This window comes from Streptococcus troglodytae (assembly GCF_002355215.1).
Classification (GTDB): domain Bacteria; phylum Bacillota; class Bacilli; order Lactobacillales; family Streptococcaceae; genus Streptococcus; species Streptococcus troglodytae.
In genome coordinates, this window is sequence record NZ_AP014612.1 from 82,583 (window position 1) to 103,689 (window position 21,107).

Consider the following 21,107-nt stretch of genomic DNA (forward strand, 5'->3'; position numbering starts at 1 on the left):
AAACGGTTGAGTTTATTAGTTTTGGATAAAAGTATATGACTGATGAAACTGCATCGTTTAGAATGCTTTTTTATTGTTTTCAAACTATACTCTTCAAAAATCAAAACGATAGGTTGTTGTCTTGATAATAAGATCTAATGAGATAATCAGACTTGTCACTAATAGCTACCACTAATTAATGAAATGCTTAGCGCCTATTAACTTTGCCGCCTTGCCTAGTCTATTTTTTTGATTTTTAGTGAGCATCAATGACATCTGTCATATTAAGGAAATGACAATTGCGAGATGGAAGATAGATAGGGATTTGTTATACTTAAGCTAAGATAGCGCTTACAATAGTTTAGATAAGCTTTTGAAGCTTAAATACTGACCGACTTAAATATGAAAGAAATGAGGGATAAAAAAATTTCGAGCAGCCAATTTTAACAGCTGTCTGTTTAAACAGAGTTTGTCAGTTTCATAAATTTAAAAAGGAGAGCAAGGAAATGGAAGAAGAAACAGTTTGTAAGAATTGGTTCATGCGTAAAAGTGGTAAAAGCTGGATTTTTGGCTTTGCCGTCTTTTTGTGTTAGGTTTGACAACTGCTTTACCGGCAGCAGCTGAAGATATGAGTCCAACAACTGCTGCTGATACTGCTGTTACAGAAGTCAGAAGAGAAGACAGCAGTCAGACATCATCTCAAGAAACAGCAGTTACAGAAACGACTCAAGCTGAGGAAACTGCTTCAAAACAACTGACCACTCCGGCGGCAGCAGATCAAACTGCAGAGTCTGCTGATAATGACCCCATCAGTCCCTCTGCCAGTGCGAGCAGTCCTTATCAAGTGACTGACACGACAGAACCTCAACAAACTCTTACTCCGGCTGACTCTGAACCCCAAGCAAAGGCGGATGTTCAGCAAGCAGCAGACCCTAAGAAAGAAGAGGCTAACTCTGAGACCAATTTAAAAGATGTCTCACATGATACGAATGGGACTTGGGAAGTACAAGAAGATGGTATTCATTCTAATGCCACTGGTAAGGGTGATTCTTTCTTGTATTCTCAATCAAGCGGGAAGAACTTTGTCTATGCGACAGATGTTACTTTTAAACAAAACAGCGGTGCAGCAGCTCTTGTTTTTAGAAGTAACAATGATAGCAGTAACAAAAATATGTATGCGGTTAATGTGGATGTGGGGGGACATAAGGCTAAATTTTGGCGTTGGGTTGACAATAAAGATATCCAATTAATTGATGAACGCGATGTGGCACCGACAGCTGATAATCGCTATACTCTTAAGGTTGTGGCGGTTAATAACTGGATTTCTTATTATGTCAATGATGTTTTGATGGCTAGCACAGGGGATTATGTCCTTCAAAAAGCTGATAAAGGTCAAAACACTGTCATTCCTGAAGGACACTTTGGTCTTTTGAATTGGAATGGCGATATGGTTTTCCAAAATACAAAATTTGCTCTATTGGACGATACAACAGCTCCGCTGATTGATAATATTACAGTAAGGTCTGATAAGGGAAGTGTCGAAAAACAAGGTCAATTCTTCTCTGAGGAACCCCTTCATATTCAGTATGTTAGCAATGATGCCTCTCAAGTGGGCTTTGACATTGCTAAACATAATCCTGCAGCTACTGTCACAGTAGAAGATGAGGCTGGTCATGTTTACACAGACCCTTCTCATCTCCCAGTCAACGTAGGCGCTAATTATTTCACTATTAAGAGTACAATTATAGATTCATTTGGCCGTACAGTAACATTGACTTATCGTATTAATGTCCACCGTCGGCAAAATGACGAAGTCTATTATAATGAACTTTATCGCGACCAATATCACTATTCTGTAAAAGACGGCTGGGCTAATGATCCTAATGGCTTGGTTTATTACAATGGTGTTTATCATCTCTTCCATCAATTTTACGATGATACGAAATGGGGTCCTATGCACTGGGCGCACGCGACCAGTACAGATTTGATTCACTGGAAAGAAGAGCCAATTGCTTTTTACCCAGATTCAAACGGCTACATGTTCTCAGGCTGTGCAGTGGTTGACGAACATAATAGTTCAGGCTTATTTAAGACGGCTAAAGGTGGCTTAGTTGCGATTATCACAGCTAATGGAAATGGACAGCGCATGGAACTTGCCTATAGTGAAGATGAAGGCAAGACTTGGCAGAAATATGACAAAATTGTAGCCGATTGGTCAAATGACCCATTGCAAAATCAGGATTTTCGTGATCCAAAAGTTTTTCACTGGAATAACCAATGGTTCATGGTACTAGCAGGGGGTCCGCTTCGCATCTATTCTTCTAACAATTTAAAAGACTGGAAGGTGGAGTCTACCTATCCTGATCTTCATACAGAATGTCCAGATATGTATCCAATTGTTGCTAATGATGGTGTGCTTAAATGGGTGCTGTCTCGCGGCGGTCGTTTTTACAAGGTTGGTGATTTCAAACAAGTAGATGGTAAATGGACTTTTATAGCAGATGCTGCTTATAAAGATAAGGATCAGGTCATGAACTTCGGTAAAGATTCTTATGCTGCTATGACTTACTATGTACACGATTTTGGTACAGAGACCCGACCAACCATTCCAAAATTAACAGAAGTCAACTGGATGAACACATGGGAAGATTACTGTAATCTTGTAGCAGATACGGTTGGGCAAGACTTTAACGGTACGTTTAATTTAAACCTTGATCTTGGTCTTATCAATGAAAATGGTCAGTACATCTTGACGCAAACGCCTGTTAAGGCCTATGATAGTCTTCGTGATGTGAATACTGCCTTGCATTTCAAAGATGTAACAGTAGATGCTAATAATACTCTTTTGAAGGATTTCAAAGGAGATAGTTATGAAATTGTTTCTCATTTCCGACCAGATGAAAAGACCACAAAAGTAGGCTTCAATCTTCGTGTTGGCAATGGTCAAGCAACGAAAGTTATTTATGACTTGCAGACAGAAACCTTGTCTATTGACCGTAGTCAGTCGGGTACCATCTTATCTGCTGCTTTTGCAAAGGTTAATAGTCAACATGTGACTAAAAATGCAGACGGCTCTATTGATTTGCATCTCTATGTTGATCGTGCCAGTGTTGAAGTCTTTTCCAAAAATAATACAGTGGCTGGTGCTAATCAAATTTTTCCTAATCCAGAAGCTGTAGGAGCCAGTATTATTGTAGAAGGCGGCAAAGCTCAAGCAGATATCTCCGTTTATCAAATGAAAACGATTTGGACAGATAAGAAAGATACGACAAAACCGGTGGCTATGAACACAACAACTGCGAAAGAGCTAGCCCTTCAAGTTGGTCAAACTCAGGATCTGCAAGTCTATCTGGCACCAGCAAGTGTTAGGCAAGATGTGGAATGGACGATCAGTGATCCAAGTCTTGTTAGGACAAGTCAAAAGGGTAATGTTCTTCATTTGACCGCTGTGAAAAAAGGAAAGCTTACTGTTACAGCAATTTCTAAAGAAAACTCAAGTCTCAGTAAAACCTTTACGATCAGTATTACCTTAAATAACTTCAAGACTAACCTCAAGGGCTTGCAATCTGTTACTGGTAAGTGGTATGTTGATGATGAAACGCTCTATGATAGTAATACAGGTTCGAATGATTACTATATGGCTTCTCAAAAACCGGGTCTCAAAGAATATGATTACGATATTGATCTCAAATACCAACGTGGTTTAATTAATCTTTTTGTTGCTTCTGGCAATATTGATCCGAGTCAAGCATATTCTGTACAATTTGGTGACAGTGAGACTGTTCGGCTTTACCGTTTTGCTGGCGATACCATTGCAGAAACCAACATGGGCAAACGAATCAATGATGGTCAATACCACCATATTAAAGTCACAAAAACAAAAAATAGTATAATCATATCAGTAGATGGTCAAGAAGTGATGAGCCATAACTTTGATCAAGTGGACGCATACTTTAATGATGCTTATGTAGGTCTCGGTTTGTGGGACGGAGCTGTTGAATTTCAAAACTTCTTTGTAACAGATCATGCAACAACTCCCAAACCAGGTCCTGATCCGAAACCGCAACCAGATGCCCCAGAAGTATTGGATCAAGAAAGGGAATTGATTGACCCTGCAACTGGCGTTCGTGTCATTCTTCAAAAAGGGGAGCTAGCTTCTATCGTTAGAGTCAAGGTCAGCCATATCGAAACGAATGATGCTCATACACCAGCTGTTCTAAATGCAAAAGACTATGATCTCTTCAATATCACGCCTATTGATAAAGATGAGAAAGTTGTTGCTATTACGAAACCAGCGACAGTCTTATTGCCAATTGATGCTGGAAAAGTGGTAGATAAAGTAGTGTATTTACCAAATACGGACAACGAAGAAAACCTTCCGTTTATGATTGTGAGCTTGACAGATAGCAATGGTAAGCAGCAAAATTATGTCCGCTTTACAGCAGGACACTTTAGTGAATACGGCTTAGTCTATCAAGCAGAAAACCAAACAAACCCTCAGGATAAAGAAAAGCAAGAAAATGTTGCTGTTTCTTATCCATTACATTTAGAACAAGAGGTTAAGGTTTCACCTATTTCACAAAAATATACTGCAAATAAGGCAGCAGATGTCAATATTGTTCAACAAACAAGACCTTTAGCAATGAGTTCTTCATCTAAAGCAACGCTGCCAGATACTGGTGATCAGAAGACAGACTTAAGTCAATTAGGAGTGTGGGCAATGATTGGTTCATTTCTTGTAGAAATAGCTGGCTATTTCAAAAAATGCAAGGATTGATTGATTCATTTTCTTAAAGTAAACCTCTAGATTTTGACGAGTCTAGAGGTTTGTTTTTGGCTAACAGTAGATAGAGGTAGAGGTGTCTTATGCTAAAGAAAAAATTACTTTATTTATTAATCGGTTTAATTGCTTTTCTTGGCTCCTTTAAAATTTATGCTGGAAGCAGCGAAAGTTCTGAGTATCAGCAAACCAATCATTATAATACACCCAAAGGATTTATGAATGATATTCAGACGATTTTTAAAGGGAATGATGGTTACTACCATATGTATTATTTGTTAAATAGTAACTATAAATTGGCAAATGATGGAACAGAATGGTACCATGTGAGAACTAAAGATTGGGAACATTTTGAAAATTTAGGAGTAGCTATTCCTAAATTTGTTAATGGTTGGTCAGCAGTAGCAACAGGATCAATTTTTCAAAATAGTAATCAATTTTTCAAAGATTTACCTGCCAGTGCGATTGTAGCCTACTTTACCAGCTATACTGATACAGGTCAACATCAATATGTCGCTTATTCATTAGATAATGGCAGCAGCTACCAGCCTTACAATGATGGTAAGCCAGTTATGACTTCACAAACAAAAGAGCAAAATGCGCGTGATCCTTACATTTGGTATGATTCTAGTTCCAAAAGGTTAATGATGTATCTGGCTGAGGGCGATAAAATTGGAACTTATGCTAGTTCAGACGGGAAAAATTGGGCTTATCAAGGAGCGACTGTCCTCAATCAATATACCTTAGGTGGAAAAGACTTAGGTCTTGTGGAATGTCCAAATTTAAAAACTTTTTATGATTCTGCAACGAATACGACGAAACATGTTCTCTTTTTTGGTGCAAATGGCTACCAATATGGTTCAACAACTGGAACTTATTATATGGTTGGTCATTTAGATACTCAAGGGAATTTTGTGCCAGAGCAAAATGCAGAACGTTTGGATCAAGGATCAGACTATTACGGTGCTAACTTTTATCAAGAAAGCAATAGCATCGTTAAGAGTATTGCTTGGATGGGGAATTGGGATTACCTGCAAGGGCAGATTCTTGATGATCAAGGCCAAGAATCCAAACATTTAGGTTCCCTTAGTTCAGCTAGGGATATTACAATGGTTAAAAGAGATGGTAAATATGTTTTGGAGTCTTACCTTAAAAATAACAACTCCAGGACAAACGCTGTTAGCTACCAAAGCAACGCTGATACGGCAAAACTTGCTGATGATGGTTACCATAAAACTTTATTATCGCTATCAAGATGGCATTCACAAGAGCTATCTTTAAAGTTTCAGGCTAACTCTGATGCTTTGAAGGGCCATATTCGCTTAATTTTCAAACAGGCAGATTCTCAAGTGTCTCTTGACTACAATGTTGATAATGGATACTATGAGGTAAAAAGAACCAGTTCAAAAATAGTTGGCAGCCAAAAAGTGAATTACGAACGCTCATATGTTATTGATAGCCACTGGAGTGGACAAAAAGAACTTAATATTTATCTAGTAGCTGATAAAACCAGTTTAGAATTTGCTCTGCCAAATGGTCAGACCTACTCCATGGTCAAATTATCCACTGCCAGTGATATGGACATCGTTATTGAGACGAGCGGAAGCAACCGTTTACAGGCAGATTTAGCTAATTTAGAAACGTAACAGCAAGAAAGCTAGGTCTTAAAACGGATTTTTAGCACTCAAATAAAAAGAGTGCTAATTTTTTGTGTTTTTCTCTTGACAGAAATTAGGAATGGAGTATAATGGAATCATGAAGTTAGCAGTCGACTGTTAAGAGTGCTAACTCTATTGATTAATGATGGGAGGTGGACTTAGGTGATTACCCAGCGTCAAAAGGATATTCTCAATTTGATTGTTGAACTTTTTACCAAGACACATGAACCCATTGGGTCTAAAACACTCCAGAATTCAATTGCATCAAGCAGTGCGACCATCAGAAATGATATGGCAGCTTTAGAAAAGTTAGGACTTTTAGAGAAGGCGCACACTTCCAGCGGTCGTTTGCCCAGTCAAGAAGGTTTTCGTTATTTTGTTGAACATTCTTTGAATCCAGATAGTTTGGACGAACAGGATGTTTATCAAGTCATTAAGGCATTTGATTTTGAAGCTTTTCGTTTAGGAGATCTTTTACAAAGAGCCAGTGATGTTTTGGCGAATCTGACTGGCTATACAGCACTGATTTTGGATGTGGAGCCTAAAAAGCAACGTTTGACTACTTTTGATATTGTTAAGCTTAGTAATCATGATGCCTTAGCTGTTTTGACTCTAGATGAAGCCAGTCCTGTAACGGTACAATTTGCTATTCCCAAAAATTTTTTGGACAGCGATTTAATGACGGTGGCCAAAATAGCTCGGGAACGTTTTTTAAATCAAACGGTTCTAGATATTCATTATCGTTTACGAACGGAGCTGCCGCAGATCATTCAGAAATATTTTCCACGAACGGACAATGTTTTAGATCTATTTGATCACATTTTTAATCCTATTTTTCAAGAAGAAGTTTTTATCTCTGGTAAAATTAAAACTTTGGAATTTGCTGGACTTGACACTTATCAATTCTTGGAAAATCTACAATCAGTAGCTCTTGAAATTCGCCAAAGCCTTCCTGAAGATGAACTTCATCGAGTTCAAGTTGCTGAGAGTAAGGAAAAGAGCTTAGTAGATTTAACTGTTATCAGTCAGAAATTTCTCATTCCTTATAGAGGGTTTGGAGTTTTGACAGTAATTGGTCCAGTAGATTTGGATTATCAAAGAACAATAAGCTTGATTAATGTTATCAGTCGTGTTTTAGCCGTAAAACTAGGTGATTTCTATCGTTATCTCAATAGCAATCATTATGAGGTTCATTAGGGATGAATTTGTATCTTAAATATAAAGAAAGAAGGTAAAGCCTTGTCGAAAAAAGATAAAAAAGAAGAGATCAAGGAAGAAGTAGAAGCAACTGAGCCTACAACTGAAGAGTCCGTAAAAGAAGTCGCTGAAGAAACTTCTGAAAACAAGGAGTTGCAAGAAGCACTTGAGCGAGCTGAAGATTTTGAAAATAAATATTTGCGTGCTCATGCTGAAATACAAAATATTCAGCGTCGCGCTAATGAAGAGCGACAAAGTTTGCAGAGATATCGCTCTCAGGATTTAGCTAAAGCGATCTTACCTTCACTTGATAATCTTGAACGTGCTCTTGCTGTTGAAGGTTTGACAGATGATGTCAAGAAAGGATTAGAAATGGTTCAGGAGAGTCTCATTCAGGCTTTGAAAGAAGAAGGTGTGGAAGAGGTTGAACTTGAAAATTTTGATCCTAATTTGCATATGGCTGTGCAGACTCTTGATGCAGATGATGACCATCCAGCAGATAGTATTGCACAAGTCCTTCAAAAAGGGTATCAGCTCCATGAACGTTTGTTAAGACCGGCAATGGTAGTTGTCTATAACTAAAACAATTTGTCCGAAACGACAGTAAACTATGAAAAAGTTAAAAACATGAGCTCAGCTTTGCCTACAGTGAGCGAAGCGAACTACAGCGATATTTCCCGATGTGGTGAAAGTTTCAGTAGCTTGCGCTACTGGAACAAAGGGATTTTTTGGGACTTCAGTCTCAAAAATAAGTGATGAAATCCCGAAAGGAGTTGCTCATATCCTCACCACTAAGGGAAATAGCAAAAAAGAAAAAAATTTAAAGAGGAATTAAGAAAGGATTTGAACCCGAACCAATACTTCGGAAAATAGATAAACCGCCTAGCACTCATTGAATGCGTCGTTGGTTTCCTAATTTTCAGTTGCATTTTCGGCGTTCTTGGTATCATTATTATGTCTAAAATTATTGGTATTGATTTAGGTACAACAAACTCAGCAGTTGCAGTTCTTGAAGGAACTGAAAGCAAAATTATCGCTAATCCCGAAGGAAACCGTACAACTCCTTCTGTAGTTTCATTTAAAAATGGTGAAATTATCGTTGGTGATGCTGCTAAACGTCAAGCAGTGACTAATCCAGAAACAATTCTTTCCATCAAATCTAAGATGGGGACTTCTGAAAAAGTTTCAGCTAATGGCAAAGAGTATACGCCACAAGAAATCTCAGCTATGATTCTGCAATATTTGAAAGGTTATGCGGAAGATTACCTTGGTGAAAAAGTCGAAAAAGCCGTTATTACAGTTCCTGCTTACTTTAACGATGCACAACGTCAAGCAACTAAAGATGCTGGTAAAATCGCTGGTCTTGAAGTAGAACGTATTGTCAACGAACCAACAGCTGCAGCACTTGCTTATGGCCTTGACAAAACAGATAAAGATGAGAAAATTTTAGTCTTCGACCTTGGCGGCGGTACTTTTGACGTATCAATCCTTGAATTAGGTGACGGTGTCTTTGACGTTTTGGCAACTGCTGGAGATAATAAACTTGGTGGTGATAACTTTGACCAAAAAGTCATTGATTGGTTGGTTGAAGAATTCAAGAAAGAAAATGGTATTGATTTATCAACTGATAAGATGGCTCTTCAACGCTTGAAAGATGCTGCTGAAAAAGCTAAGAAAGATCTTTCAGGTGTAACATCAACACAAATCAGTTTACCTTTCATTACCGCTGGTGAAGCGGGACCCCTTCATTTAGAAACGAGCCTTTCTCGTGCTAAGTTTGATGATTTAACACGCGATCTAGTTGAACGTACTAAAACTCCTGTTCGTCAAGCCCTTTCAGATGCTGGTTTGTCATTGTCAGAAATTGATGAAGTTATCTTAGTCGGCGGTTCAACACGTATTCCAGCTGTTGTAGATACTGTTAAAGCTGAAACTGGCAAAGAACCAAATAAATCAGTGAATCCAGATGAAGTTGTTGCTATGGGGGCTGCCATTCAAGGTGGTGTTATCACTGGTGATGTCAAAGATGTCGTTCTTCTTGACGTAACGCCATTGTCACTTGGTATCGAAACAATGGGTGGTGTCTTTACTAAACTCATTGATCGCAATACAACAATCCCAACTTCTAAATCACAAGTCTTCTCAACAGCTGCAGATAACCAACCAGCCGTTGATATCCATGTCCTCCAAGGGGAACGCCCAATGGCAGCGGACAATAAAACACTTGGTCGTTTCCAATTGGCAGATATTCCAGCTGCGCCTCGTGGTGTGCCACAAATCGAAGTAACATTCGATATTGATAAGAACGGTATCGTGTCTGTTAAGGCTAAAGACCTTGGAACTCAAAAAGAACAAACAATCGTCATTCAATCTAACTCAGGCCTTACTGATGAAGAAATTGATAAAATGATGAAAGATGCTGAAGCAAATGCTGAAGCTGATGCTAAGCGTAAAGAAGAAGTTGATCTTAAGAACGAGGTTGATCAAGCTATCTTTACAACCGAAAAAACTATCAAAGAAACTGAAGGCAAAGGTTTCGATACTGAACGTGATGCCGCTCAGGCTGCTCTTGATGACTTGAAGAAAGCCCAAGAATCAGGGAACTTTGACGATATGAAGGCTAAACTTGAGGCACTTAATGAAAAAGCTCAAGCTCTTGCCATGAAACTTTATGAACAAGCTGCTGCCGCACAACAAGCACAAGCAGATCAAGAAGGAGCTCAATCATCTGATGCTGACTCATCAGATAAGGGTGGCGACGATGTTGTAGATGGAGAGTTTACGGAGAAATAAAATAGTCCAGTGGACTATTTTATCCCGAGCTTGAAAATCAGGAGAGTGAGGTAGTTAAGAATGACTAATCACTAAAGTGATTGTCTTTCTCTACAGCAATTGCTATTTGGCGAATGCCCTAAACGTCTTACTAGTCCGATTTTCGAAAAGTATCATTTCCAAAATCTCACGTCATAACTATAAGCTCAATTAAATTCAGAGGTTGCAAACCAGCCTCTGTTTTTGGAATTGGCTGACGCAAGAAGGAATTGCTGAGTTGTTCAGAACGACTTCTCAAAATATTACAACTTTCTAAGTTTCAAAGAGAGGAACTGAACCCGACCTTCAATTCCTAGAAATAAAATAGCGGAAAGGAAAAGTGTTCGTAACTGAACACGGGCGTTAGGCTGGTGCATTCTACTCATTTTGAATGAAACTGAATACGCCTACGACTCTGTAAAAAAGAGAAAACCTCCTAGATACTCTAGTATCTTCGTCGGACTTCTTATTTTCTTTGAGTCGCTTAACGGCTTAATATCTTATATGAATAATCAAGAATATTATGATCGTCTTGGTATCTCAAGGGACGCTTCACAAGACGAAATAAAAAAGCCTATCGCAGGATGTCTAAAAAATATCATCCAGATATTAATAAAGAACCGGGTGCTGAGGAAAAATATAAGGAAATTCAAGAGGCTTATGATACACTAGGCGATGAACAAAAACGTGCTGCTTATGATCAGTACGGTCCAGCTGGAGCTAATGGCGGCTTTGGTGATAGTAGTGGTTTTGATAGTTCGGGCTTTGGTGGTTTTGATAGTTCGGGCTTTGGTGGTTTTGAAGATATCTTTTCAAGTTTCTTTGGTGGCGGAACCTCTAGGAATCCTAATGCACCCCGTCAGGGTGATGATCTTCAATATCGTGTTAATTTACAATTAGAAGAAGCTGTTTTTGGAACAGAAAAAGAAGTGCACTATAATCGTGAAGCAAGCTGTCATACCTGTAATGGCTCTGGAGCTAAACCAGGGACTAGTCCTGTTACTTGTAGCAAATGTCATGGTTCAGGTGTTATCAATATGGACACCCAAACGCCACTTGGTATGATGCGTCGTCAAGTAACCTGTGATGTTTGTCATGGAACGGGCCAAGAAATTAAAGAGCCTTGTCCAACTTGTCATGGAACGGGTCATGAAAAGCAAAGCCATAAAGTTTCTGTCAAGATTCCTGCTGGTGTTGAAACAGGCCAGCAAATTCGGTTGGCAGGACAAGGGGAAGCTGGTTTTAATGGCGGCCCTTATGGTGACCTCTTTGTCATTATCAATGTCCTCAAGAGTGATAAATTCGAACGTGATGGTTCAACCATTTACTATAGTATGGACATTAATTTTGTTCAGGCTGCACTTGGTGATACTGTTGAAGTACCAACAGTTCATGGTAATGTTGAACTCGCTATTCCAGCAGGTACCCAGACAGGTAAGACATTCCGTCTCAAAGGTAAAGGAGCTCCGCGTTTGCGTGGAAATGGACAGGGAGATCAGCACGTTACTGTTAATGTTGTTACTCCAACAAAACTTAATGATGCCCAAAAAGAGGCCCTGCAAGATTTTGCTAAGGCTAGTGGTATAAATCCTGTTCATCCTAAGAAAAAGGTTTCTTTAATAAAGTCAAGGACGCTTTTGATGAGATGTAGAATGCGTTAAATATAAGAGCAATCGCAGTTGGCTTGGGCATAGTCATTACGATTGCTTTTTTGTTTCTCATAAAAAATCGGCGAATCCTAGGTAGGACAGAATAGGCAGTCACAGGTGTAAGTTAGCGGCAGATAGTATGATAATTGGCAGTGATATCCACAGCAGTTGCTATGTTAAGTATGTAAACAAGTTAAGCTCAATTAATGCTTTGATTAAAAAGAAGATTTAACCAACTCTGTCCCCATACAATTTTTCTGATTGTGTGTTGTTCTTAAATAATTGTCATGCTATAATTTTTCTTATGATACGGTATAAAGCGATTATTTCCTATGATGGCACTAATTTTCGGGTTTCCAAAGGCAGCCGCAGATGAGAACAGTGCAAGAGGAAATTGAAAAGACTCTTTTACGTTTGAATAGCGGGCAGGTTGTTAAGGTACATGGGGCTGGCCGAACAGATGCGGGTGTGCATGCTTATGGTCAAGTCATTCATTTTGATTTGCCGCAGCAAAGGGATTTAGAAAAACTGCGTTTTGGCCTTGATACACAGACACCAGATGATATTGATGTTATTCAGGTTGAACAAGTAGCAGATGATTTTCATGCGCGTTACCAAAAGCATCGCAAAACCTATGAATTTTTAGTAGATTTGGGGAGACCTAAGAATCCTTTGATGCGCCATTATGCCACCCATTTTCCGTATAAAGTGGATTTTTCAGTTGTTAAAGCGGCTATTAAAAAATTACGTGGAACCCATGATTTCACTGGTTTTACAGCGTCTGGTACTAGCGTGGAAAACAAGGTTAGAACAATCAGCCGTGCTACTGTTGAAAAAGACGACAAGACTGGATTTCTCATTTTTACGTTTACAGGAAGTGGTTTTCTTTACAAACAAGTCAGAAATATGGTTGGAACCCTATTAAAAATTGGCAATGGCCGCATGCCGATTGACCAAATTGACAGGATTTTAGAATCTGGGGACCGCAGTCTAGCTGGTCCAACAGCTGCAGGTAATGGACTTTATCTTAAGGAGATTATTTATGACGACTAAGTATATTTTAGCTATTTCAGGTAACGATATTTTTAGTGGAGGTGGGCTTCATGCAGATCTAGCAACTTTCACAAGCCATCATTTACATGGTTTTGTAGCAGTGACTTGCTTAACAGCAATGACTGATAAAGGCTTTGAAGTGTTTGCAACAGACAGCACTGTTTTTGGCCATCAGCTCAGTAGCCTCAAAGATGTGCCGCTTTCAGGTATTAAGCTTGGTCTTTTGCCTAATGTGGACATAGCAGAGCAGGCTTTGGATTTTGTTAAGGTACATGACGATCTTCCAGTAGTACTGGATCCTGTCTTGGTTTGTAAAGAAAGTCATGATGTAGAGGTTAGTGCGTTGAGAGATGAGCTCTTAAAATTTTTCCCTTATGCTGCTGTTATTACTCCGAATTTGGCTGAAGCTGAATTATTGACGCAAATGCCAATAAAAAATCTTGATGATATGAAGGCAGCGGCCAAATGCCTTTATCATTTAGGTGCTAAAAATGTTGTTGTTAAAGGAGGAACGCGGCTGAGTTCAAAACGAGCGATAGATGTCTTTTTTGATGGTGAAAAGGTAGAAATTTTGGATTATCCTCTGCTGGCAAATAACAATATCGGTGCAGGCTGTACTTTTGCATCAAGCATTGCCAGTCAAATAGTGTTAGGAAAGCCCGTTTTAGAAGCAGTTAAAGTATCCAAAGAATTTGTCTATCAGGCTATTGAGCATTCAGATCAATACGGAGTCAATCAACATTATGAAAAATAGTAATTTACAAGAAATCAGTCTTTTAGCTATCCTAACAGCTTTAAGCGTTGTTTTTGGTTTATTTATTAAAATTCCGACACCAACTGGTTTTTTAACGTTATTGGACGCAGGTATTTATTTTACAGCCTTTTATCTAGGCTCCAAAGCAGCCGCGATTGTTGGTGGCTTATCAGGTTTTTTAATTGATTTGATTGCCGGTTACCCTAATTGGATGTTTGTCAGCTTTTTGGCGCATGGCTCACAAGGTTACTTTGCTGGTTGGACTGGGAAAAACAATTTTTAGGTCTTGCTTTAGCTTCTCTGTCTATGATTAGTATTTATTTACTCTGTTCCATTCCTATGTATGGATTAGGAGCTTCAATTGCTGGTGCTTGGGGCAATATTTTGCAAAATTTTTTTGGTATGTTTGTTGGTTATACGCTTAGCCTTGCCTATAGGCGCGTGAAGCCTTGATCATCTCTAATTTAGTGATGATAAACGAAAATAAAGAGGTTGAAAATGGATTTAGAAAACTTAGCCGAAGAAACAAGAACTGTTCTAGCAGATCTCGTTAAACGAAGCAACATCAAGAAAGGACAGATTTTTGTTTTAGGTCTGTCCAGCAGTGAGGTTGCCGGTGGTGTAATTGGGAAGAATTCTAATCTTGACATCGGAGAAGTTATTGTTAAGACGATTCTTACTTATCTCAATGACAGAGGAATTTACCTAGCGGTTCAAGGGTGTGAGCACCTCAATCGTGCTCTTGTGGTTGAACGAGAGTTAGCTGATAAAAGAAATTTGGAAATTGTAAATGTCCTGCCTAATCTTCATGCTGGCGGCAGTGGTCAACTAGCAGCTTTTAAATACATGAAAGATCCTGTGGAAGTTGAAGAAATTGTAGCTGATGCAGGTCTTGATATTGGGGATACTGCTATTGGTATGCACGTGAAACGCGTTCAAGTTCCTTTGCGTCCTCTCCTAAGAGAACTGGGGGGTGCTCATTTGACGGCTCTTGCCAGTCGACCTAAGTTAATCGGTGGCAGCCGTGCTAGCTATCAGCCAGATCCTATTCGTAAATTTTAAAATTGTAAAACTGAATTTGGAAATAAGAATAAACACAAAGCCCTCATTAGAATGATTTCTAGTGAGGGCTTTTAGTGTTTATGGTCTGTTTTGGAAATTATTATCAGCGGTAGTGGTGGGTGTTTAGCTTACATTTATTTTTTAACTGTTGATTTATGATAATAGCCTTCTTATTTTTTAGCAATAGGCATGGCATTAGCTGTTGGCAGGGAAATATGATTTGCCAGCAATGCTTCTTGATAGAGGCGATAAAAAGTATAGTAAATATGATTTTGCTTGCTATTTTGAACAAAAATATCTATTCGAAAAACGATTTGACCTGTGACAGGAGAGGTCGTTGCTCCTAAGATATTAGGAACACCAACGATTTCAGGAAACTGACTGATATTGTCTTCGTTGACTTGTTTGATAATGGTAGTTACTTGTCTAAGATTAGTATTAGCATAGATAGGGATATCTATCTGTGCTCGCATATCACCGCGTGACAAATTACTGACGATGGTAATATTGCGATTGGGGACGAAATGCAGAGTGCCATCAAAATCACGAATTTGTGTGGTTCGGATGCCAACACTAGAGACTGTTCCAGAGATTGAACCCGTTGTTGCTCTTAATTTAACGGAATCTCCAACATCAAACTGGCGTTCCAGCAAAATGAAAAAGCCATTTACCAGATCGGAAAGGAAACCTTGAGCACCAAGACCAATAGCCACCCCTGCAATACCTGCACCAGCTAGAAGACTTGAAACAGGCAGACCAATAATAGCTAAAATCCAATATATCAACAGAAAATAGAGACTATAATCCATGATATTATGAAAAAGCTTAATCAAGGTTTTTTGTCGGCCCTGGCTATATCTAGCTAGAGCAGTAGATCTCGCAATTGTTTTTTCAAAAAGATAACTAATAACTCTTTTAGCAATAATAAAAACAATGAGCAGAAGCAGAATGGACAATAGTTTTGACGCAAATTCAAATAAGAGGTTTTCTAAGTTAAAATGGCCAAAATAAGAAGTAATCAATTTCATAAATTTAGTTTATCAAAAAATGAAAAAATAGGGAAATGAATCTGTACTGATCCCAAAAGTTGGACGAAGAATCTAATGATTGGGGTGCAGTTCAATCCGCACCCCTACAAGAATTAATTTGACTCTCAATTCTGCTTGAGATGGGAAAAATGAAAAGGGTTTCATAAAAACTTCTTCTTTTTTGAAAGAAACTAACTTTAATTGCTATTTTCAGAGAGTTTGGAAGTTTTTCAAAAAGAAAAAAACTTCCAAATTAGCAATAAATATGATACACTGGAAAGGCAAATAAATTTTAAGGAGAAATGACTTCATGTCTACATCATTTGAAAACAAAGCTACCAATCGTGGTGTTGTTACATTTACGATCAGTCAAGATAAAATCAAACCAGCTCTTGATCAGGCCTTTAATAAAGTGAAAAAGGATTTAACAGCACCAGGTTTCCGTAAAGGTCATATGCCACGTACAGTCTTTAATCAAAAATTTGGAGAAGAAGCTCTTTATGAAGAGGCTTTAAACAGTATTTTACCAGCAGCTTATGAAGAAGCCGTTGCTGAATTAGAACTTGATGTTGTCACTCAGCCAAAAGTTGATGTTAAATCAATGGAAAAAGGTAAGGATTGGGAAATTACAGCAGAAGTTGTAACAAAACCAGAAGTAAAGCTTGGAAATTACAAAAATCTTGAAGTATCAGTAGAAGAATCAAAAGAGGTTACTGATGCAGAAGTTGATGAAAAAATTGAACGTGAACGCAATAATTTAGCTGAACTGGTTCTTAAAGAAGAAGCAGCCGTTGAAGGTGATACTGTCGTGATTGACTTTGTTGGTTCAGTTGATGGTGTTGAATTTGATGGTGGTAAAGGCGATAATTTCTCGCTTGAACTTGGTTCTGGTCAGTTTATCCCAGGTTTTGAAGAACAACTGGTTGGCAAAAAGGCTGGTGAAACAGTTAAGGTTAATGTCACTTTCCCAGAAGATTACCAATCTGCTGACCTTGCAGGAAAAGATGCAACATTCGTGACGACTATTCATGAAGTTAAGGCCAAGGAAGTTCCAGAACTTGATGATGAATTGGCTAAAGATATTGATGAAGAAGTTGAAACATTGGATGAACTAAAAGCTAAGTATCGTAAGGAACTGGAAGCTACTAAAGAGACTGCATACAATGATGCGGTTGAAACAGCAGTTATTGACCTAGCGGTTGCTAATGCTGAAATCGTTGAATTGCCAGAAGAGATGATTCATGATGAGGTCCAACGTGCGATGCAAGAATTCATGGGGAATATGCAGCGTCAAGGGATTTCACCAGAGATGTACTTCCAATTGACAGGTACAACTGAAGAGGATCTTCACAAGCAATATGAAGCGGATGCTGACAAACGCGTAAAACAAACCTTGTTATTGAAGCAGTTGCGAAAGCAGAAGGCTTTGAAGCGACAGATGAAGAAATTGAAAAAGAAATTTCTGATCTTGCAACAGAATACAAGATGGAAGCTGAGCAAGTGCGTTCCCTTCTTTCACCAGATATGCTCAAACATGACATTGCAATGAAAAAAGCGGTTGACGTTATTACTGATTCTGTTAAAGTGAAATAAAAATAAAAGCTAGATGGAAGAAACATCTGGCTTTTTGAGTGCAAAAAATGTGATTTTTTATGATCTGATACCCGTGGTGCTAGTTAATCTTTTAGTTCACAAAAAAGTTCATTTGGACTATGCTGTCAGTGACCAAACCGACAGCATAGTCCAAATGAACGACTTTAATTATCACTCTAAAACTCATCACTTGCAATACAGCATGAAACAATTGAAACAATTTGTTCTCGATATTATTAGGAATATGCTCCAACAGTTTTTCTAGTTCTTCAAGCAGAACTAGGTATCACATCTCAACGAAAATTCTATCGGATGTGTCGATTGTTTATTGGTGATACAGTTCTAGAAAAACTCGCTTTTATCGTAGAGCTCCGCTATCTCGTTCCTCTGCTAAAATTAATTCACCAATGGATGAGTAAGCAGTTTTTCCATGATGATACGGCTATTATAGATAGTTTTCCACTTCCACTTTGTCTACCAGCTGGAAATGGGGAAGCAAAGGCATTAAAGGAGCAAGCTGATATTTCCTATAAACCTTCTAAGAAAATGTAGTTTTATGGATTTAAAGTGCACATACTAGTCATGTGGCAGAAGCATTGATAGAAAACAGCCCATTTCCTTATATTCTAATGGATCTTGGTTACCTAAGCGTGCCTTTGAAGGCTCGTAAAAGGCATTGCTTTTGGACACCATTACGACAGAATATGGAAGGGGATAAAAAGCACAATCATTGGAAACTGCTAGTTCAACGACGGACAATTGAAATCAGATTTTTCGTTCTTTGTTCTGCCTTTGGTATCGAAAAAACATTGGCAAGAAGTTTGAAGGGAATTGAACTGTGGGTAGAACAAGTTGTTTGGGCTTATAATCTAAGATTTCTAAACTAGCACGAGGGGTAAACCTTATATTGATTTAATTGAGCAACTTGATAATCCAACTTTGATCATGTTTCTAAGAACGAATTTGGAACAGATTATAAAAAGATAACCTAACGATGATAAAAGGTACCGAACTACTAAAGTAGTCAACGCCTTTCTTTTGGAAGAATTTAAAATAAGAAAGTAAAGTATCTTACCATATAGCTAACTACAACAGTAACAAAAACAAAAATGATAAGCAAATGGCGAGATAAATAATTCTTTTTAACATTGGGAGCCTCAACATCCTTCATCCTTAATCTACTAGGAAATTTGTGTAAAATAGTATAATTGCAAATATGAAAATAAATAAAAAAAAATCAGATTTGCAAATTTTTAAAAATTGTTATTAAGAGTGGTATAGTAAAAGTGTAAACAATTTAGTTAGATGTTTGCGATCAGATTATCATAAAGAAAATACTAGTTAGTTCTTTAATAATAATCTGAAATCTAAAAAGGAGGACTGACATCATGAAAAAACTTAGTAAGAAACAATCTCGTATTGTAAAAGCTGGTTGGGTATGTGTTGGTTGGGGCTTTGTTTGTTGGGGCTAACTAACTAATGCTAAACTAAATTTTAGGTGGATAGGCATAAGCTATCCACCTTTTTAAAATAAAATGAAAGGGACTGGGATGAAATATCACCATACGATGCAAGATCTTTCCTCAGATTGTGGTTTAGCCGTTGTCAAGTCAGTTTTATTGACGTATGGTAAGTATAATTCCACATCATTTTCTGGTCAAATCCAAAATTTTAATATCAATCAGGGATTATCCCTTTTAGATATTGAAGAGTTATTAGCTCATTTTGGTATATTTGGTAGTAATTATCAAGTTGATGATTTTAGTTATTTAAATTTTGAAACCCCTACTATTTTAGTGACAAAAAGGGATGGTATCAATCACTATATTTTGGTTTATGGTCGGCATGGAAATAAATTAATAGTTTCTAATCCTGACGAAAGTAAGCTTCTATATCAATCTGCTGAAGACATAGAAAATACTTTCAAAGGTTATGCTTACATTGTTGAAGAAAATGTTCCTAGGGTTATTAGCCAAGAAAATAATAAGGAGGGGACATTGGGATTTAGGGATAAAGCAAATCTCTTCTTATTAAGTAGTCTTCTTTGGCTTATCCCTTTATTTATTATATTTTCTATACAATATTTAGTTGTTTATCAATCTAGAAATATGGCCTTACCGCAAATATTTTTAGCTACGATAATTTATCTATTATTAATAATTATTTTTTTCATTGATAAACTTAGGTTAGATGATTTGGGTCAAAAGATTACTTTCAATAATAGATTAATTCAAGTTAATAACTTTATGGGAGGTATTAATAATAAAAAGATTGATCGCCAGCATAACATTTATAATGATTTAATTAAATTTTGGAATAATTTTTATGCTGCAAATAACAATGTGAAAATACTAACAATAAAGTATGATTTGTTTTATATGGGTATTTTATTCTGTTTAATTTTGTTTTAAATCCTTTAATTTCTTTTTTACATTAGGCATTTTCTTAATATATTTAACAGTATTTATGTTTACTAGGAATCAAAGAAGGAATGTTAATCGAGATTATCTTTCCAAAATAGGTGAACTATCAAACTTTATTGAAGAATTCATGCATAATAAGATTGATAGACTTGTTTTCTCAAATAGAAGTGAAGTTGATAGTTACAGCTTGAATCTATTGAAGAAAATTGATACTGCAGATAAGAATCAGAAAGCAGAGTCAACAAAAGTTTTGGGAATTTATGATATGCTTATCTATCTTGAGTTGATTATTATATTTACATATATCTTATTTTCAGTATACTTTTCTGTGAAATTATCTGTTACTACTAGCTTGATTTGCTTTGTCCTTGTCTATATTATGTTTAATTTGGCAAGACCTTCTATTCACAAGTTATTAGATATTGAAAAATATTCTTTAAACAAAACTGGAGGATATCAAGATGAAATTGTAAATGGAAGTTCATCAGAATCTGCTCCTTTAATTGAAACAGTCGCTTTAAATAATGTTTCTTTTATCTATGATGATAGCGACAATGATATTATTAAAAATTTCAGTGCCCTGTTTGAAAATAATCAACTATCTATTATTAAAGGGCAAAATGGTTCTGGAAAAACTACTTTGTTACATCTATTGATGGGGATTGAGAGACCTAGTGCAGGAGAAATTAAATATTTGGATAAAGGAAAAGTTTACAATGTTAATCAATTTAATTTATTGAAACAGGTCTCTTACTACTCTAGTGATGAATATTTAAATTATACTTCGATTGAGAGAAATATCCGTTATAACATTTATAATGATGATTTTAAAAATAAAATTGAAAATTATTTCAATCTTCCCTTAGATAAAGTAATTTTTTACAATGGGGAAAATTTATCGCTTGGAGAAGGGCAAAAGGTTTTGTTAACAAGGTGTCTGAATAAGAAAGCCAATATTTATATTTTTGACGAACCGACTACTAATTTGGATACAGATTCCAAAGATAAATTTTATCATTTAGTCAAATCGCTGAAAGACAAAGCTATGGTAATCATTGTTGCACACGATAATCAATTTGATAGGTTGGCTAATCAAATTATTGAGCTAAATTAATTGAGG

General features: G+C 37.2%; 9 protein-coding genes and 6 pseudogenes. 14 read left to right on the forward strand and 1 reads right to left on the reverse strand.

The genetic code is table 11. The features are described from left to right. Window positions 1–485 precede the first annotated feature (485 nt). From fruA to SRT_RS00535, 10 genes and pseudogenes are all read left to right on the forward strand, one after another. A pseudogene (fruA, locus tag SRT_RS00485) lies at window positions 486–4,756 on the forward strand (fructan beta-fructosidase). A gap of 89 nt (window positions 4,757–4,845) precedes the next feature. Then, on the forward strand, window positions 4,846–6,405 hold the full coding sequence (locus SRT_RS00490; protein WP_128832677.1) for a glycoside hydrolase family 32 protein: 1,560 nt from the start codon (window positions 4,846–4,848) through the stop codon (window positions 6,403–6,405). Window positions 6,406–6,579: 174 nt separating this feature from the next. Further along, complete coding sequence (gene hrcA, locus SRT_RS00495; RefSeq protein WP_002271415.1) at window positions 6,580–7,614, forward strand: heat-inducible transcriptional repressor HrcA; 1,035 nt, start codon at window positions 6,580–6,582, stop codon at window positions 7,612–7,614. A 42-nt stretch (window positions 7,615–7,656) separates the two neighbouring features. Next, the gene (gene grpE / locus SRT_RS00500; protein ID WP_128832678.1) at window positions 7,657–8,196 is read left to right on the forward strand and encodes a nucleotide exchange factor GrpE; all 540 of its coding nucleotides are present in this window, start codon (window positions 7,657–7,659) and stop codon (window positions 8,194–8,196) included. Between the two features lie 372 nt (window positions 8,197–8,568). Continuing rightward, window positions 8,569–10,407, forward strand: a complete 1,839-nt coding sequence (gene dnaK / locus SRT_RS00510) for a molecular chaperone DnaK (RefSeq protein ID WP_002266386.1) — start codon at window positions 8,569–8,571, stop codon at window positions 10,405–10,407. A gap of 522 nt (window positions 10,408–10,929) precedes the next feature. After that, window positions 10,930–12,076: pseudogene (dnaJ, locus tag SRT_RS00515) on the forward strand (molecular chaperone DnaJ). 302 nt (window positions 12,077–12,378) lie between these two features. After that, a pseudogene (truA, locus tag SRT_RS00520) lies at window positions 12,379–13,127 on the forward strand (tRNA pseudouridine(38-40) synthase TruA). Further along, a complete protein-coding gene (locus SRT_RS00525; protein WP_128832680.1) occupies window positions 13,117–13,881 on the forward strand; it encodes a bifunctional hydroxymethylpyrimidine kinase/phosphomethylpyrimidine kinase in 765 nt (254 codons plus the stop codon). The pseudogene truA and the gene SRT_RS00525 overlap by 11 nt, the downstream one beginning before the upstream one ends. Continuing rightward, window positions 13,871–14,334 (forward strand): annotated as a pseudogene (locus SRT_RS00530) (ECF transporter S component). The gene SRT_RS00525 and the pseudogene SRT_RS00530 overlap by 11 nt, the downstream one beginning before the upstream one ends. Window positions 14,335–14,379: 45 nt before the next feature. After that, the gene (locus SRT_RS00535) at window positions 14,380–14,943 is read left to right on the forward strand and encodes a TIGR01440 family protein (RefSeq protein WP_128832681.1); all 564 of its coding nucleotides are present in this window, start codon (window positions 14,380–14,382) and stop codon (window positions 14,941–14,943) included. A gap of 170 nt (window positions 14,944–15,113) precedes the next feature. On the opposite strand, the gene SRT_RS00540 is transcribed toward SRT_RS00535, so the two are convergent. Next, window positions 15,114–15,971, reverse strand: coding sequence for a mechanosensitive ion channel family protein (locus SRT_RS00540; RefSeq protein ID WP_128832682.1), 858 nt, complete (start codon window positions 15,969–15,971; stop codon window positions 15,114–15,116). Window positions 15,972–16,281: 310 nt separating this feature from the next. On the opposite strand from SRT_RS00540, the pseudogene tig reads away from it, so the two are divergent. The 4 genes and pseudogenes from tig (at window position 16,282) to SRT_RS00560 (ending at window position 21,101) form a co-directional block, all read left to right on the forward strand. Then, window positions 16,282–17,564 (forward strand): annotated as a pseudogene (tig, locus tag SRT_RS00545) (trigger factor). 154 nt (window positions 17,565–17,718) lie between these two features. Then, window positions 17,719–18,451 (forward strand): annotated as a pseudogene (locus SRT_RS00550) (transposase family protein). A gap of 663 nt (window positions 18,452–19,114) precedes the next feature. After that, window positions 19,115–19,975 (forward strand): cysteine peptidase family C39 domain-containing protein, encoded by an 861-nt coding sequence (locus tag SRT_RS00555; RefSeq protein ID WP_128832683.1) that lies wholly within the window; start codon window positions 19,115–19,117, stop codon window positions 19,973–19,975. A 139-nt stretch (window positions 19,976–20,114) separates the two neighbouring features. Further along, the gene (locus SRT_RS00560) at window positions 20,115–21,101 is read left to right on the forward strand and encodes an ATP-binding cassette domain-containing protein (RefSeq protein WP_161940000.1); all 987 of its coding nucleotides are present in this window, start codon (window positions 20,115–20,117) and stop codon (window positions 21,099–21,101) included. Window positions 21,102–21,107: the final 6 nt, after the last annotated feature.

Coding starts and splice junctions, on each gene's coding strand:
- SRT_RS00555 (WP_128832683.1), top strand. CDS start 19,115: ATGAAATATCACCATACGATGCAAGATCTTTCCTCAGATTGTGGTTTA.
- SRT_RS00540 (WP_128832682.1), bottom strand. CDS start 15,971: ATGAAATTGATTACTTCTTATTTTGGCCATTTTAACTTAGAAAACCTC.
- SRT_RS00535 (WP_128832681.1), top strand. CDS start 14,380: ATGGATTTAGAAAACTTAGCCGAAGAAACAAGAACTGTTCTAGCAGAT.
- SRT_RS00560 (WP_161940000.1), top strand. CDS start 20,115: ATGCATAATAAGATTGATAGACTTGTTTTCTCAAATAGAAGTGAAGTT.
- SRT_RS00490 (WP_128832677.1), top strand. CDS start 4,846: ATGCTAAAGAAAAAATTACTTTATTTATTAATCGGTTTAATTGCTTTT.
- SRT_RS00525 (WP_128832680.1), top strand. CDS start 13,117: ATGACGACTAAGTATATTTTAGCTATTTCAGGTAACGATATTTTTAGT.
- dnaK (WP_002266386.1), top strand. CDS start 8,569: ATGTCTAAAATTATTGGTATTGATTTAGGTACAACAAACTCAGCAGTT.